13 protein-coding genes and 1 tRNA gene are annotated in these 14,356 nt (G+C 65.4%); 1 reads left to right on the forward strand and 13 read right to left on the reverse strand.

The features are described from left to right. The 5 genes from RCH91_RS07755 to RCH91_RS07775 form a co-directional block, all read right to left on the reverse strand. Window positions 1-1,347, reverse strand: a 1,347-nt coding sequence (locus RCH91_RS07755; protein ID WP_306534066.1) for an MFS transporter, incomplete at its 3' end; no start/stop codon positions are given. An 81-nt stretch (window positions 1,348-1,428) separates the two neighbouring features. After that, on the reverse strand, window positions 1,429-2,295 hold the full coding sequence (locus RCH91_RS07760; RefSeq protein WP_003086287.1) for a MaoC/PaaZ C-terminal domain-containing protein: 867 nt from the start codon (window positions 2,293-2,295) through the stop codon (window positions 1,429-1,431). Then, window positions 2,279-4,426, reverse strand: coding sequence for an acetate--CoA ligase family protein (locus RCH91_RS07765; protein ID WP_033995870.1), 2,148 nt, complete (start codon window positions 4,424-4,426; stop codon window positions 2,279-2,281). Before RCH91_RS07765 ends, RCH91_RS07760 begins: the two co-directional genes overlap by 17 nt. Window positions 4,427-4,535: 109 nt before the next feature. Next, window positions 4,536-5,687, reverse strand: coding sequence for a thiolase (locus tag RCH91_RS07770; RefSeq protein ID WP_033995868.1), 1,152 nt, complete (start codon window positions 5,685-5,687; stop codon window positions 4,536-4,538). Continuing rightward, window positions 5,684-6,070, reverse strand: coding sequence for a Zn-ribbon domain-containing OB-fold protein (locus RCH91_RS07775; RefSeq protein ID WP_003086280.1), 387 nt, complete (start codon window positions 6,068-6,070; stop codon window positions 5,684-5,686). The genes RCH91_RS07770 and RCH91_RS07775 overlap by 4 nt, the downstream gene beginning before the upstream one ends. Before the next feature lie 157 nt (window positions 6,071-6,227). Between RCH91_RS07775 and RCH91_RS07780 the strand changes: the two genes are divergently transcribed. After that, window positions 6,228-7,028, forward strand: coding sequence for an IclR family transcriptional regulator (locus tag RCH91_RS07780; RefSeq protein WP_003108626.1), 801 nt, complete (start codon window positions 6,228-6,230; stop codon window positions 7,026-7,028). A gap of 39 nt (window positions 7,029-7,067) precedes the next feature. Here the strand turns inward: RCH91_RS07780 and wapB are convergent, their stop codons facing one another. The 8 genes from wapB to RCH91_RS07820 form a co-directional block, all read right to left on the reverse strand. Then, window positions 7,068-8,060, reverse strand: coding sequence for a 1,2-glucosyltransferase WapB (wapB, locus tag RCH91_RS07785; RefSeq protein ID WP_073657354.1), 993 nt, complete (start codon window positions 8,058-8,060; stop codon window positions 7,068-7,070). A 350-nt stretch (window positions 8,061-8,410) separates the two neighbouring features. Further along, window positions 8,411-8,500 (reverse strand) — tRNA-Ser (locus RCH91_RS07790). 93 nt (window positions 8,501-8,593) lie between these two features. Beyond that, the gene (gene purC, locus RCH91_RS07795) at window positions 8,594-9,304 is read right to left on the reverse strand and encodes a phosphoribosylaminoimidazolesuccinocarboxamide synthase (protein WP_003108622.1); all 711 of its coding nucleotides are present in this window, start codon (window positions 9,302-9,304) and stop codon (window positions 8,594-8,596) included. A 28-nt stretch (window positions 9,305-9,332) separates the two neighbouring features. Further along, window positions 9,333-10,091: an MBL fold metallo-hydrolase gene (locus tag RCH91_RS07800; protein ID WP_003123205.1), complete on the reverse strand. Its 759-nt coding sequence runs from the start codon at window positions 10,089-10,091 to the stop codon at window positions 9,333-9,335. Beyond that, complete coding sequence (bamC, locus tag RCH91_RS07805) at window positions 10,030-11,220, reverse strand: outer membrane protein assembly factor BamC (RefSeq protein WP_003086271.1); 1,191 nt, start codon at window positions 11,218-11,220, stop codon at window positions 10,030-10,032. Before bamC ends, RCH91_RS07800 begins: the two co-directional genes overlap by 62 nt. Before the next feature lie 17 nt (window positions 11,221-11,237). Further along, complete coding sequence (gene dapA / locus RCH91_RS07810) at window positions 11,238-12,113, reverse strand: 4-hydroxy-tetrahydrodipicolinate synthase (protein ID WP_306534067.1); 876 nt, start codon at window positions 12,111-12,113, stop codon at window positions 11,238-11,240. A 42-nt stretch (window positions 12,114-12,155) separates the two neighbouring features. After that, a complete protein-coding gene (lysA, locus tag RCH91_RS07815; protein ID WP_306534068.1) occupies window positions 12,156-13,409 on the reverse strand; it encodes a diaminopimelate decarboxylase in 1,254 nt (417 codons plus the stop codon). A gap of 133 nt (window positions 13,410-13,542) precedes the next feature. Continuing rightward, window positions 13,543-14,295, reverse strand: coding sequence for a fibronectin type III domain-containing protein (locus RCH91_RS07820; RefSeq protein ID WP_306534069.1), 753 nt, complete (start codon window positions 14,293-14,295; stop codon window positions 13,543-13,545). Between the last annotated feature and the right edge of the window lie 61 nt (window positions 14,296-14,356).

The raw sequence follows: 14,356 nt of genomic DNA on the forward strand, positions 1-14,356 counted from the left end.
GGCCGCGCGCCGCTCGGCGGTATCCACGGCACTGCCCGGCGCTTGCCGTCGGGAAGCGCTCTCGGCATCGCGGGACTCGCGGTTCGGGTCGTAGAGCCGGTCCGCAATGAACAGCGCCGGGATCAGCCCGGTGAGCACGTAGGTGATGCCCATCACCAGGAAACCCGCGCCGATCGACACGTGGGTGGCCAGCAGGCCGATGCCGGCGGGCGCCACCGCCGCGCCGATACGACCCAGGTTGTAGGCGGTGCCCACCGCCGAGCCGCGGACGCGGGTGGAGAAGCTCTCGGTCATGTAGGTGGCCAGCACCCCGACCGGAACGCCGTAGATGAAGCCGAAGGTGATGAGGATCCAGAGGATGTTGGAAGGCGAGTGGTAGAACACGATCAACGGCATGAAGGCGGCGCTGCCGATGGCCCCGGCGGCGAAGGTCAGGCGCCGGCCGAAAAGATCGGCGCAGACACCGGCGGCGACCTTGCCGAGGATCATCGCGCTGTAGGTGCCGACCATGTAGCCGGTCATCGACTTGAAGTTCATCCCCAACTCGCTCTCCAGGTAGGACGGCATCCAGTTGTTGGTGCCGTAGTAGCCGAACAGCAGGAAGCAGGAGGTGAGGCTCCAGAGCAGGAACATGCCGCGCGTTTCCGGATCGCCCAGCATCCGTCCCAGCGGGCCGGCGCCGCCAGCCTCGGCGTGGCTCTGCGGAGCCGCGCCGGGACGCTGGCGCCCGGCCTGGGCCGCGAGCCAGGACGGCGACTCCGGCACCCAGGGCCGCAGGGCCAGGCAGCCCAGCGCCGGCGCCACGGCGGTGAAGAACAAGGTGCGCCAGCCGAACTCGGGGATGATCTGCCCCGCCAGCAGGGTCGCCACCAGGTAGCCCACGGTCCAGCCGGCCTGCATGGCGGCGAGGATGGTGGTGCGGTACTTGGTTCCGACGCACTCGGACATCAGGATGTTGCAGGCGACGAACAGCGAGCCGAGGCCGAGCGAGGCGACGAAGCGGATCAGCGCGAACTGCCAGTAGTTCTGGGTCAGCCCCAGCAACGCGGTACCGATGGAGAACAGCACGATGGTCCAGGTCACCACTCGCACCCGGCCGAAGCGGTCGCAGCACCAGCCGCCATAGATACCGCCGACGGCCATGCCGGCGAGAGTCAGGCTGCCGAGGGAGCCGGCTTCGAAGTTGCTCAGGCCGAATTCGGCCTTCAGGCTGTTGAGGCTGTAGGCCAGGAACATCAGGTCGACGCCGTCGGCGAGCAGGCCGAGGAAGCAGAAGACGAAGGCGATCAGCATGGTGCGCCGGGAGATGGCCGGCGCCGGGTTCGGGGAAAGCGCGGTTGCATTCATTATTCTTGTTCTCGCAAGCAGGATTTCGGTTGATCTTCACGGCAGCCCGACGGTCGTTCCCTCGCGCCACCGCCCTTCGCTTCAGTCCGGCCGCTCTGGCGGCGGACCTACCCGGCCGTTGTCCAGCACCACCACATCGCGCTCGACGACGCGAGTGCGGAACGAGCCGTCGCTCCACATCTCGGTACGCAAGGTCTCGCCGGGAAACACCGGAGCCGAGAAACGCACCTGCAGATGTCCCAGTTGCTCCGCGCGGTAGTCGGCGAGCCCGCGCAACACCGCGTGGAATGCCACGCCGAGGGTGCACAGGCCATGCAGGATCGGCCGCGGGAAGCCGGCCCGCAGCGCTGCCGCGGGCTCCGCGTGGAGCGGGTTGTCGTCGCCGTTGAGGCGGTAGTACAGGGCCTGCTCCGGACGGGTCGGCAGGTCGAGTCGCAGGTCGGGCGTCCGTTCAGGCAAGCGATGCGGCATTTCCGGCACCTGCCGGGAACCACCGAAGCCGCCGTCGCCACGAAGGAAGGTGGTGCTGCGGGCGACAGCCAGCACCTCGCCGCTGAGCGCGTCGCTGAGCACCTTCTCGCTGTAGAGCAGCGCGCCCTTGTCGGCGCCCTTGTCTACCAGACCGGTGACCCGGGTCCGACCGATCACCTCGCCTTCCGCCGGCAACGGCCGCCGCCACTCCAGGCGCTGCTCGCCGTGAACCAGGCGCAGCGCGTCCACGCCAGTCGCCGGATTGCCCAGCCAGAAGCCCGGATGACCGAGCACCAGGGCCATGCACGGCAATGCCTGGAGATCGCGGCACGGATCGACGTAGACCAGTTGGCGCTCGTCCAGCGGGTCGCCGCCCAGACCGAGGGTCAATGCGTAGAAGGCGCTGTCGCGCCGGCTGTAGCGCTGGCGTACTTCGGGGATCGGGTAGTTCAGGAGTACCTCAGGATCGAGCGCCATCGGCCACCTCCTCGACTTCCAACACCGCATCCACCGCCCAGGCGCCCTGGCCCTCCGGCAAGGCGATGACCGGGTTGAGGTCCACCGAGCGCAAGCGCTCTCCCGCCTCCCAGGCGAACCGCGAGAGATTCGACAGCAGCCGTGCCAGCGCCGCGACGTCGGCCCGCGGCCGGCCACGCGCGCCGAGCAGGAGCGGCGCGCCTCTGATGCTACGGATCATCGCCTCGGCTTCGTCGACCTCGAACGGGCAGCGGCGGAACACCACGTCCTGCAGCACCTCGACGAAGATCCCGCCCAGGCCGAACAGCGCCACCGGGCCGAACAGCGGATCGCGCTGGATCCCCATGAAGCACTCCACCCCACCCTGCAGCTGACGCGCCACCAGGACGCCATCGAGACGCGCCTGCGGCGCCTTCTCGGCGGCCCGGCGCAGGAGCAGTTGGAAACCGGCGCGTACCGCGTCCGCATCGCTTACGCCAAGCAGCACGCCGCCGATTTCCGACTTGTGCTGGATGTCCGCCGAGGCGAGCTTCAGCACCACCGGGTATCCGATGCCCTCGGCGAAGGCAACCGCCTCTTCGGCACTGCCCAGCACCGCCTCGGCGGCGGACTCGATACCGGCGCGCGCCAGCAGGCGCTTGGCCTCGGCTTCGCCGGGCGTGGAGGCGGGCAACTGTAGCCCGCCGGCAGGCCGGCGCAGGCGCAACGGCCGGGCGAAGGCTTCGCCGAGCCGCCCCATGGCCTGGATCGCCACTACCGCCCGGGTGGGGTCTTCGAACAGTGCGAAGCCGGCCTCCTCGTAGGGTGCCAGCTCCTCCCCCTCGCCCATCACCGAGACCACGAACAGACGCTCGGGATGAGCCTCCTTGATCCGCCGGAACTGCTCGGCCAGACGCGCGCCGATGGAGGCGGCGGTGCCGGCCTGGGTGAAGAAGGCGAGCAGCGAACGGTAGCCACCGTCGACCACCATCGACTCGGTAAAGTCGCGCACCAGCGTCAGGTCGTTCAGGGCCTGCGCGGTGCAGTCCACCGGGTTGATCGGCGAAGCGAAGGACAGCCGTGCCTTCAGCCGCTCCTGGGCCATGTCCGGCATCGGCGGCATCGGCAGGCCGACTTCCTCGGCGACATCGCTGACGATGATCCCGGCGCCGCCGCTGACGGTGATCATGCCGAGACTGTTGCCCAGCGGATAGATACGCCGGGTGGCGAGGTAGGCGATGTCCATCAGTTCCTCGGTGGTCCTGGCGCGGATCACCGCGTAGTCGTCCAGCACGGCGTCCAGCACCTTGTCGTCGCCGGCCAGCGAAGCGGTGTGGGACAGCGCCGCGCGGCTACCCAGGGCGCTGCGCCCGACCTTGTGCAGGATCACCGGCTTGCCGGCGCGATGCGCTGCCTCCAGGGCGGCGAGGAAGCTGTCGACGTTGCGGATGGATTCGGCGTAGGCCATCACCACGTCGATCTCCGGCGACTCCACCAGCCAACCGATGCTGTCGCCCAGGGTGACGTCGGCCTCGTTACCGGTGGCCACGCAGATAGGGGTTCCCAGGCGCCGCTGGCGCGCCATGCCGAGCAGGTGCGCGCCGTAGGCACCGGACTGGGTGGCGATGCCTACCCGGCCGGGCAGCGGTACGCCACGTTCCAGGCTGGTGGAGAAGAACGCGTAATAACCCAGGTTACTGTTGAACGCGCCCAGCGCATTCGGACCGAGCAGGCGCATACCGTGCTCGCGGGCAGCGGCTACCACCGCATCCTGCATCGCCGCGCCGGCCTCGCCGACCTCGCTGAATCCGGAAGAGAACACGATGGCACTGCGCGCCCCCTGGCGGCCCAGCGCCCGGACGGTCTCCAGCACCTGAGGCGCAGGCACCGCGACAATGGCCACGTCCGGTGCCTGCGGCAGCTCCGCAACGCTGGCGAAGGCCGGCAGCCCCTGGATTTCAGCACGATTCGGATTGACCGGGAGGATTTGCCCGGCATAGCCATGGCGCAGCATGTAGGCGATGGGACGGCCACCGATGCGGGTCGGGTCGCTGGAGGCGCCGATCACCGCGACCGAGCGTGGTTCGATCAATGGAGTAAGACTGGCGAAACGGGGAGCGTCGATGAGCTGTTGCGAGTGGTTCGCTGACATGGGTTCACCTGATCCGTTTGTCTGTGGCCGGCACGACAACCTTCTCGCGGGCGAGCGCGCCCGCGGGACGCCGCCACGGCAGCGCCCGGAAGGCCTGTCGGCCAGGGGTCTAGAGCGTGTCGCCGGTGCCGAGCAACGCGGTTACCTGGCTGGACAGCGTGCCGCCGTTGCCGTGCAGCAACGCCACGTCGGCCTTGGCCAACTGCCGCTCGCCGGCCTGGCGGCGGAGCTGGGTCACCGCCTCGATGATCAGGAACATCCCGTACATCCCCGGATGCACGCAGGACAGCCCGCCACCGTTGGTGTTCACCGCCAGCTCGCCGCCGGGCGCGATGCGTCCACCCTGGACGAATGGGCCGCCCTCGCCCTTGGCGCAGAAACCCAGGTCCTCGAGGAACAGCAGGGTGTTGATGGTAAAGGCGTCGTAGAGCATCACCAGGTCGATGTCGGCGTGCCGCACACCGGCCATCTGCATGGCTCGCGGACCGCTTTCCGAGGCCGCCGTCACGGTGAGGTCGGGCATCGACACGATCGAGCGATGCCACTGCGCTCCGGCCGCGCCAAGGAAGTACACCGGCGCATTGGGCAAGTCGCGGGCGCGCTCGGCGCGCACTACCACGCAGGCGCCACCGCCGTCGGTGACCAGGCAGCAGTCGGCGGCACTCAGCGGGTCGCTGACCATCCGCGCGGCAAGGACGTCATCGACGCTCAACGGCCCGCGGGCGAACGCCTCAGGATTCAGGTTGGCCCATTGCCGGGCAGAGACCGCCACCTCGGCGAGCTGCTCGCGTGTGGTGCCGTACTGGTGCATGTGCCGGCTGGCCGCCAGGGCATAGGCGGTGATCGGGTGGCGCGGCTTGTAGGGCGTCTCGTGCCATTGTGGCTCGCTCATCGATACCAGGCGGCCGCCGGCGGTTCGCTGGTTGGAGCCGTAGCAGATCAGCGCAGCGTCGCAGAGACCGGCCTCCAGTGCCAAAGTGGCCTGCAGCAGGTGCAGCTCGAAACTGGAGCCGCCGATATTGGTGCCATCCACGAACTTCGGGCGGATGCCGAGGTATTCGGCGACCGACAAGGTGGGAAAGGCATGGGAGCTGGTGGCGGCGAAGATCGCGTCGATGTCGGAAAGCTTCAGGCCGGCATCGGCAATGGCCTTGAGCGACGCCTGGCCGAGCAGTTCGATGGCGCTGTAGCCCGGCGCCTCGCCGACGCCGGCGCTACCGATGCCGACGATGGCGGTCTTGCTACGGATGGCCGCGCTCATGGTCGTCCCTCCTGGTGGGGAACGAACACCACGACATTGGCACCGTCCTGCTCGACGATGCGCGCCTGCACACGGGTGCCGATCGGCAGGCTCTGGTGCCCGTCGATCCGCGACATCATGCGCACGCCCTCGTCCAGGTCGACCAGCGCGACATTGTGATTGCCGCCGCGGGAGCGATTGACAGTGATCGCGTAGAGCGTACCCAGGCCGCTGGCGGGAACCCACTCGAGATCAGTCTCGCCGCTACCCGGCACCAACTGGCGCGGGTAGAACACATGGCGACCGCTGGAACGGCTGCGCTGCAACATGAAACGGCCCTGGGCGAGAAACGCAAGGTACTGCGCCTCAGGTCCCGGAGTACTGCCATCGGGAAGATCTGCCACGAGGTTTCTCCTTTGTTCTTGTCGACCTTTGCTGCAAAGTGCATCGCGCTGGACGCCGAACCGGATACTGCTTCCGTCCCCGGTTGTACGTTCCGGAAGGCCAGAATATATTCACTATCGTGAATGTCAATCACAATACTGAATGAAAAGAGGAAAAATGACCAAGGACGCCACAACCAAAGGCACCAGCAGCAAAGATGTCGGCGCGGTAGTGAACGCCATTCAGATACTTCGCCACCTAGCCCACGCCGACGGACCGCAAGGCGTGGCCGCCATCGCTCGCGCCACCGGCATCAGCCCGAGCAGCGCCTTCAATATCCTGCGCACCCTGAGCAACGAACGGCTGACCTCCTTCGACGATGCGGGCAAGACCTACCAACTGGGCCTTGGCCTGTCGGAACTGGCCGTAGGATTCGTCGGACGCAGCTATGCCGACCTGATCCAGCCAGAGCTGGAGCGACTGAGCCTTGCCCACCACATCCTCATCGCCCTGTGGCAAGTCACCGACGATGCGCACATCCGCGTCATCGCCCTTGCCGCACCGCCCGTCGCCCACGTCAACGTCGCCGTCGGCACGCGCCTGCCGGAACTGGTCGGCGCCGCCGGGCGTTGCATTGCCGGCCTGCGCGAACTGCCGGAGGACGAACTGCGCCGCCGACTGACCCGCGTGCGCTGGGAAAATCCGCCGAGCTTCGAGCGCTACCAGGCCGAAGCGTCCGAGGCCGTCGAGCGCGGCTGGGCTATCGACCAGGAACACCTCTACCGCGGCGTGAGCATGGTCGCCAGCGCCATCACCGACCGCGACGGACAACCGCGCTTCGCCATCTCCGCGATCGGCATCAGCGCCCAGCACCAGCCCGACGACCTGGAACGGATCGGCACCAGCCTGCGGGATACCGCGCGCTTCGTGAGCCGCGCGCTATTTCCCCAGGGCGAGGCACTGAAGGAGAAATCCTGAAATGGCATTCAACCCATTGAAAGATTAGCCGGCCAGCCGTCATCGACCCTCGACGCCGGTACCATCCTTCAACCCGAGGACCGGCAGATAACGGAGAAAGCGCCAGAATCGCTTCAGCGTCACCCGGTCCCACGCTCGCAGCGGCACCGAGCGGAACAACTGCCAGGCATATCGCCCATCCTGGACAACAGCCTTCTTCAGTACCTTGTTCAGGATCAGTTGCCGGGCCCGGCGATAATTCGGGTGAGCCCGATAAGGCTCGATGGCTTGCATATCCGCCTCGTAATTGAGCTTGTACCTGCCGGACAGACCGCTTCCATGCCGGCGATAACGCCCCATGTAGGCCGGCAGTCGATGAATTTCATAGCCCTGCGCCGCGATCCTTAGGGTGATCTGGAAATCCTGCACGCGAATCAACGGGTCGAAGAAATCCGCCCGCTTCATCGCTTCCATGCGGTAGAGCGCCGTCAGCGGCATGACCACCAGGGTCTCGGCCAATGCTGCATCGAACCCCCAACGCTCCACACACCCCTCGCTGAAACCGTCTCGCGCCACTTCGTTACCAGCACTGTCGATACAGATATTGAAACCGCCCACGCACCCGACCTCGGGGTGCGCAAGCAAGTAGTCGACGCGCGTGTCGAGCGCTCCAGGCAGGAGAATGTCGTCCAGGTCGGGAGTCATCACGAACTCGCCCCGCGCATGACGCAAACCGTGATTGAGCGCGTCGCTCACCCCTCGGTTAGCCTGGCGGTAGAGCTGGAAACCGTGACGCTCGCGGAGCATGGCGAGACGCTCATAGGTGTCGTCCGTGGATCCGTCATCCACCACGATCAACTCGAGATTGGGATAGCCCTGCGCGTAGATGCTGGCGATCGCCTCGTCCAGATACTTCGAGATATTGAAACAGGCGCAAACGACGGAAACGAGCGGACGCATTTCTTCCTCCCCAGCCCCGGCTCCGGGACTCGGCACAAACCGATATCCTGGCTGTCCGCCGGAGGGAAACCGTGCCATGCAGCTCGGCCACACATCCGCGGCGCCTTCAAGCGCCGGGATACTAAGAAGAACCGCACCGACCATCGAAACCGGCAGGTCGCCCGACGCGGCGCCCGAAGGACAGAAAATCGGAAGCGGTGGAGAAATGCGCGCTCAGCGCACCCACGAAACCCAGGCAGAGCGGGACGACCACCCAGAGGAGAAGGAAGGGCAGAACCAAGGAAGGGCCCGCAGCATTCCTAGGAAAGCTGCACGACCTGGCCGGCACCCGAAACCATGGCACGGCTTTTTCGCCCGCCCGGCAGAGGGGATGCCCGAACGCTCGCCAGAAAAGACAAAGCCCCCGGAACGCCAGGCATTCCAGGGGCTTTGCTCATATGTAATGGCGGAGAGATAGGGATTTGAACCCTAGGAGCCATTGCTGACTCAACGGATTTCGAATCCGTCCCGTTCGACCACTCCGGCATCTCTCCGTGCGGCGCGCATGATACCAGCTTGTACGAAGAACGCGAAGCTTTCTTGAAGATTTTTTCGCGTTCTTTCAGATGGTTGCGCGCGTTAGGAGGTTAAAGCGGCACGCCCAGGCGCTTGGCTACCTCTTCGTAGGCTTCGATCACATCGCCGAGGCCCTGGCGGAAGCGGTCCTTGTCCATCTTCTTGCGGGTTTCCTTGTCCCACAGACGGCAGCCGTCCGGGCTAAACTCATCGCCGAGGACGATCTGGCCATGGAACAGGCCGAACTCCAGCTTGAAGTCCACCAGCAGCAGACCGGCGTCGTCGAACAGCTTGTTCAGCACTTCATTGACCTTGAAGGAATAGGTCTTCATCTGCGCCAGTTGCTCGGGAGTGGCCCAGCCGAAGGCCTGGACGTGGGATTCGTTGATGAACGGATCGCCCAGGGCGTCGTTCTTCAGGAACAACTCGAAGGTGGGAGGAGTCAGGGCGATGCCCTCTTCCACGCCGAGGCGACGCACCAGGCTACCGGCGGCGAAATTGCGCACCACGCACTCGACCGGGATCATGTCGAGCTTCTTCACCAGGCACTCGGTATCCGACAGCAGCTTGTCGAACTGGGTCGGAATGCCGGCAGCTTCCAGCTTCTGCATGATGAAGGCGTTGAACTTGTTGTTCACCGCGCCCTTGCGATCGAGCTGTTCGATGCGCTTGCCGTCGAAGGCGGAGGTGTCGTTGCGGAACAGCAGGATGAGACGATCGGCATCGTCGGTCTGGTAAACCGACTTGGCTTTGCCGCGGTAGAGTTCTTCGCGTTTTTCCATGATGGGCTCCGCTTACGGGTAATAGGGCCTAGGCGATCTCGCGCCAATCCAGGCCTGAATGCTGATCGGCCACCTGCAGCCAGCCCGGATCGCACCCGAGGGTGTCGACGAAGGTTTGCCGGGCCAGCTGCGGCGAGTTGTTCTTTTCGCTGAGATGGGCCAGCACCAGGTGCTGCATGCGGCCCCAATCCAGCTGCTTCACCAGCTCTGCGGACTGATGGTTGTTCAAGTGCCCTCGCGAACCGCCTACGCGGGCCTTGAGAAAATAGGGATACGGGCCACCGGCAAGCATCGTGCTGTCGTGGTTGGCCTCGACCACCAGAGCATCCACCGCACGATAGCACTCCAGCACCTCGGCCGTGGCCATTCCCAGATCGGTGAGCATGCCGAAGCGCCGCTGCCCGTCGGACAGCACGAACTGGGTAGGCTCGCGGGCGTCGTGCGAGACGCCAACCACCTGCACTTCCAGCCCGCGGATCGCCAGGCGCTGGCCGGCCCTCAACAGCTCGGCGGGGTGCACCGGGCGGCGCATGCCGCTCAGGGTACCCGCACTGAGATAGACCGGGATTTGGTAATGCCGCGCCAGCAGTTCGACGCCATGGATGTGATCGGCGTGTTCGTGCGTGACCAGGATCGCGTCCAGCTGCGCGGGGCTCAGCCCCAGGCGCGCCAGACGCTTGATGATTTCACGCAGCGGGAAGCCGCAATCGATCAGTATCCGGGTGTCAGAACTGCTCACCAAGGCCGAATTGCCCCGGCTTCCGCTGCCCAGAACCGCGAACCGCATTGCGCATGCTCTCCTGGAGTTTTTCCAGTACGTTTTGCGCGACATCGGCCGGCGCAGAGGTGTTGATGTCCTTGTCGACGGTGACCTGCACGGCGTCGCTGACGGTGGTCAGGCGGACCTGGTAGCGCTGCGCCTTGGCGTCTTCCTCTTCCTTGGTCTTCTCGCCGCCGCCGAACAGGCGACTGAAGAACCCGGGCTTGTCTTCGTCGGGCTTCTTCGCCCCTTCGGCGATGTTCACGTAGTACACGCCAAGGCTGCGGTTGAGGTCGTCGACGCGGATATCGGCGTTATCCAGGGCACGCCCGACGCTGACCCAGGAGCGGTCGAAGTCGGATTGCAAGGTCAGCACCGGGTTGCCGCTGCCGTCCTTGCTCAACTCGAAGGTGCCGGGCGTGTCGTAGATCGAGTTGGCTGCCAGCAGGGAGACCGAGCCGCCCTGCTCGGCGCTGCGCGCCATGCTCGCGACCATCTCGTCGAGCAGCGCCGCGTCGAGGCTCGGCGCCACCGACTTGCTCGGCCAGCTCGGGCTGCTGGTGTCACCGGCGGCGCGGGTCTGGCTGAGCACGTAGACCTCGCTGGTATTGCTTTGCACGCCGGGCTCGATACGCACCCGAACCCGTGCCTGGCCGTCCGGCTCGACACCGCTCACGCGGCTGCTAAGGCGGCGTGCCAGCGGTGCGGAAAGCTGCGACAGCGATTGCCAGTCGGAACTGAACTCGCCGGTCTGCGGGCGCTCGTCGGCGATGCGGAAACCGTTCTCCTCGAAGAACTGCCGGGCCACCGGCCAGACCTCCGCCGGCGGACGCTGGGCCACGACCCAGCGGCTATCACCGCTGCGCTGCAGGCTGTAGTCGCTGATGTCGCCGGCGTTGGCCAGCGGCTGCGGACGCGGAACCTCGTACTCACCCTCTTTTTCGTGGGTGGTGGCGACGTTCAGCGGAATCGGCAGCAGCGGATCGAGCGGCTTGCTGTGCACCCCTTCGGGCAATTGCATGGGAGGCGTTTCGCGGGCGCCGAGGTAGTCGTCACCGCGGTCGCGGAAATAGCCCTCCGGCCCCCACAGCCAGCCGCAGCCGGAAGTGTTGCCGATAACCAGGGCGAGGGCGGTCAGTCCAGCCAGTCGCTTCATTGCGTGGAGCTCCTTGATCAAGCCAATACGCCGGTCTGGCGCATGGCCTGACGCAGCGGCTCGTGGCAACGCGGGCTGAGCCAGGTCAGGGGCAGGCGGATGCCCTCGGGGATCAGACCCATCTCATGCAGGGCCCACTTCACCGGAATGGGGTTGGATTCGATGAACAACGCCTTGTGCAGCGGCATCAGGCGGTCGTTGATGGCGCGCGCGGCAGCGGCGTCGCCGCGCATGGCGGCGGCGCACAGGTCGCTCATGGCGCGCGGCGCGACGTTGGCGGTCACCGAGATGTTGCCCTTGCCACCCAGCAGCATCAGCTCGACGGCAGTGGCGTCGTCGCCGGAATAGACGAGGAAGTCCTTGCCGACGCGCTCGATGACTTCCTTGGCGCGTTGCAGGTCGCCGGTGGCCTCCTTGATGCCGATGATGTTCGGCACCTTGGACAGGCGCTCGACGGTCTCCGGAAGCATGTCGCAGGAGGTGCGGCCCGGTACGTTGTAGAGGATCTGCGGGATCGCAACGGCTTCGGCGATATGGCGGAAGTGCTGGTACATGCCTTCCTGGGTCGGCTTGTTGTAGTACGGGGTCACCAGCAGCACGCCGTCGGCCCCGGCCTCTTTCGCCTTCTGGGAAAGCTCGATGGCCTCCTGGGTGGAGTTGGAGCCGGTGCCGGCGATGACCGGAACCCTCTTGTTGACCTGGTTAATGACAGTCTTCACCACGTCCATGTGCTCGTCGTAGTCCAGCGTCGACGCCTCGCCGGTGGTGCCGCAGGGGACGATGGCGTCGGTGCCGTTGGCAATCTGGAATTCCACGAGCTCCCGGAGCTTCTCGAAGTCGACCGCGCCGTTAGTGAACGGGGTGACGATTGCGACAATGCTTCCCTTGAACATAATTCGTTCCTCCTTCAGAGGTATATGAATCTGGGTTATGGGTTACAGAAACGACGCGATTCTCTCGCCTTTGACCAGTTCTTCGACGGTCTCGCGCTCGCGGACCACTTCGAACGTGTCCCCCTTTACCATCACCTCGGCCACTCGCGGCCGACTGTTGTAGGAACTGGACATGGCGAAACCGTAGGCGCCGGCGGACATGAAGGCCACCAGGTCGCCCTGCCTGAACATCGGCACCTCGCGCCCCTTGACCAGGAAGTCGCCCGACTCGCAGATGGGGCCCACGATGTCGGCGACGATCATGCCGTCCTGGTCTTTGGTGACCGCCTGGACCCCGTGGTAGGAGTCGTAGAGGGCCGGCCGGGCCAGGTCGTTCATGCCGGCGTCGATCATGATGAAGTTCTTTTCGTCACGGGCTTTGGTGTAGAGGGTCTTGGCCACCAGGATGCCGGCATTCCCCACCAGGTTGCGCCCTGGTTCGAAGACCAGGTGCATCCCCAGATCTTTCGTCGCGGCAACGATCTCCTTGCCGTAGTCGGCCGGCAGGGGGGGTTCTTCGGCGTTGTACTGGATGCCGAGGCCGCCGCCGCAGTCGAAGTACTTGAGGTCGATCCCCTGGCTGCGGAGCTTGCCGATCATCACCTTCAGCTTCTCGATGGAGTCCACGAAGGGGTTGACCTTGGTCAGCTGGGAGCCGATGTGCATGTCGATGCCGATGACGTCGATCCCCGGCAGGGTCTTGGCCCGCGCATACTCTTCCATGGCCCGGTCGATGGTGATGCCGAACTTGGCGTTCTTGAGGCCGGTGGTGATGTAGGGGTGGGTGCCAGGGTCCACGTCGGGGTTCACCCGGATGGCGATGCCGGCCTTCTTACCCATACGTGAAGCGATCTCGGAGATGCGGGTCAGCTCCTGCTCCGACTCCACGTTGAACATGAGGATGCCGGTGTTCAGGGCGTACTCGATCTCGTCGTCCTTCTTGCCGACGCCGGAGTAGACCACCTTCTTCGGGTCAACGCCGGCCTTGAGGGCACGGAAGAGCTCACCGCCGGAGACGATGTCGACGCCGCCGCCCAGGTTGACGAAGGTCTTGAGCACCGACTGGGTGGAGTTGGCCTTGACCGAGTAGCAGATGGTATGGGGTACGCCGGCAAAGGCCTCGTCAAAGGCGTTGAAATGACGGGTCAGGGTTGCGTGGGAGTAAACGTAGACCGGACTCCCCACCTTGGCGACGATCTCCTTGAGGGAAACATCCTCGGCAAAGAGCTCGTTACCCTTGTACTGAAAGTGATTCATGACTTCCTCCGTTTATAAAAAAGTGTCTCATCGCCACGGCGTAAATAAAAGTGGGTATTTGTATCATGGGAGGCGGTAAAAAGTCAAAAGATTAGAGGCTTACCGGCCTATCAGGAGTCTTCGAAGATTGCAGCTATTCCGGATCGGCCAGCTTTCCCTGCGCCTCGTTGGAAACGGCACCCTCCACGAGCTGGCCGTCGACGTCAACGACCGCCCGCACCGTGTAGACATAGGCGGCGCCCCGCTCCAGGCGTAGGTCTTCATACTGCCGATCGCTGATCGGCGTTGGGGTGAGGAGGACAAGGGTGCCGACGTCGTCGCCGCGCCGGCGATAGACGTAGGCGCCGACGGCCGTGCCGGCGGTGATCGAAGGGATTTCCCACTGGAGGACCACGCCGGTGGCGCTGGCCGTGGCGGCGAGGCGAGGGGCGGGCGGGGCCGCAACCTTGGTGCGGCGGGCCCGGTTGGAGGCGCTGCTCTCGGTGCCGTCCTTCTTGAAGGAGATCACCTTGTACTGGTAGATCGCGCCGTTGGTCACGTCCCGGTCGGCAAGAACGTAGCGACCGTTGAAGAACCGCACGTCCTGGAGATATTCGAGGTCAACGGTCTTGATGAGGGTATAGGCGGTGGGGCACTCCTCACAGTCCTGATCGGGGGGGAGCACCGGCCGGCGGTAGACCCTGAAGCCGGCCAGTCCCTCCAGCGGCCGCCCCCCTGCATCCTTGCCGGGCGCGGGCCAGGAGAGGTAGAACGCATCCTCCTTCTGCTCCACCGACAGGGCGCTGACCGGGGCCGGCACAAAGCTTTCGGGGGGGACCAGCGGCCCCTTCTTGCCGCAGGCGGAGAGGAGGAGAAACCCGATAAGAACAAGATATTTTGCTTTCATCTGTCCGTCCGTAGGGGCGAAGCATGGCTCGCCCTTGAAATACCACCAACCCGAGGACGAG

It is taken from the genome of Geobacter sp., from assembly GCF_030834625.1.
In the GTDB taxonomy this organism is placed as follows: domain Bacteria; phylum Desulfobacterota; class Desulfuromonadia; order Geobacterales; family Geobacteraceae; genus Geobacter.

What these genes read in the sequence shown, in the direction of transcription:
- RCH91_RS07800 (WP_003123205.1), bottom strand. Translation starts at nt 10,091, where the DNA reads ATGCGGTTCGCGGTTCTGGGCAGCGGAAGCCGGGGCAATTCGGCCTTG.
- bamC (WP_003086271.1), bottom strand. Translation starts at nt 11,220, where the DNA reads ATGAAGCGACTGGCTGGACTGACCGCCCTCGCCCTGGTTATCGGCAAC.
- purC (WP_003108622.1), bottom strand. Translation starts at nt 9,304, where the DNA reads ATGGAAAAACGCGAAGAACTCTACCGCGGCAAAGCCAAGTCGGTTTAC.
- RCH91_RS07770 (WP_033995868.1), bottom strand. Translation starts at nt 5,687, where the DNA reads ATGAGCGCGGCCATCCGTAGCAAGACCGCCATCGTCGGCATCGGTAGC.
- RCH91_RS07780 (WP_003108626.1), top strand. Translation starts at nt 6,228, where the DNA reads ATGACCAAGGACGCCACAACCAAAGGCACCAGCAGCAAAGATGTCGGC.
- RCH91_RS07760 (WP_003086287.1), bottom strand. Translation starts at nt 2,295, where the DNA reads ATGGCGCTCGATCCTGAGGTACTCCTGAACTACCCGATCCCCGAAGTA.
- RCH91_RS07765 (WP_033995870.1), bottom strand. Translation starts at nt 4,426, where the DNA reads ATGTCAGCGAACCACTCGCAACAGCTCATCGACGCTCCCCGTTTCGCC.
- dapA (WP_306534067.1), bottom strand. Translation starts at nt 12,113, where the DNA reads ATGTTCAAGGGAAGCATTGTCGCAATCGTCACCCCGTTCACTAACGGC.
- RCH91_RS07820 (WP_306534069.1), bottom strand. Translation starts at nt 14,295, where the DNA reads ATGAAAGCAAAATATCTTGTTCTTATCGGGTTTCTCCTCCTCTCCGCC.
- lysA (WP_306534068.1), bottom strand. Translation starts at nt 13,409, where the DNA reads ATGAATCACTTTCAGTACAAGGGTAACGAGCTCTTTGCCGAGGATGTT.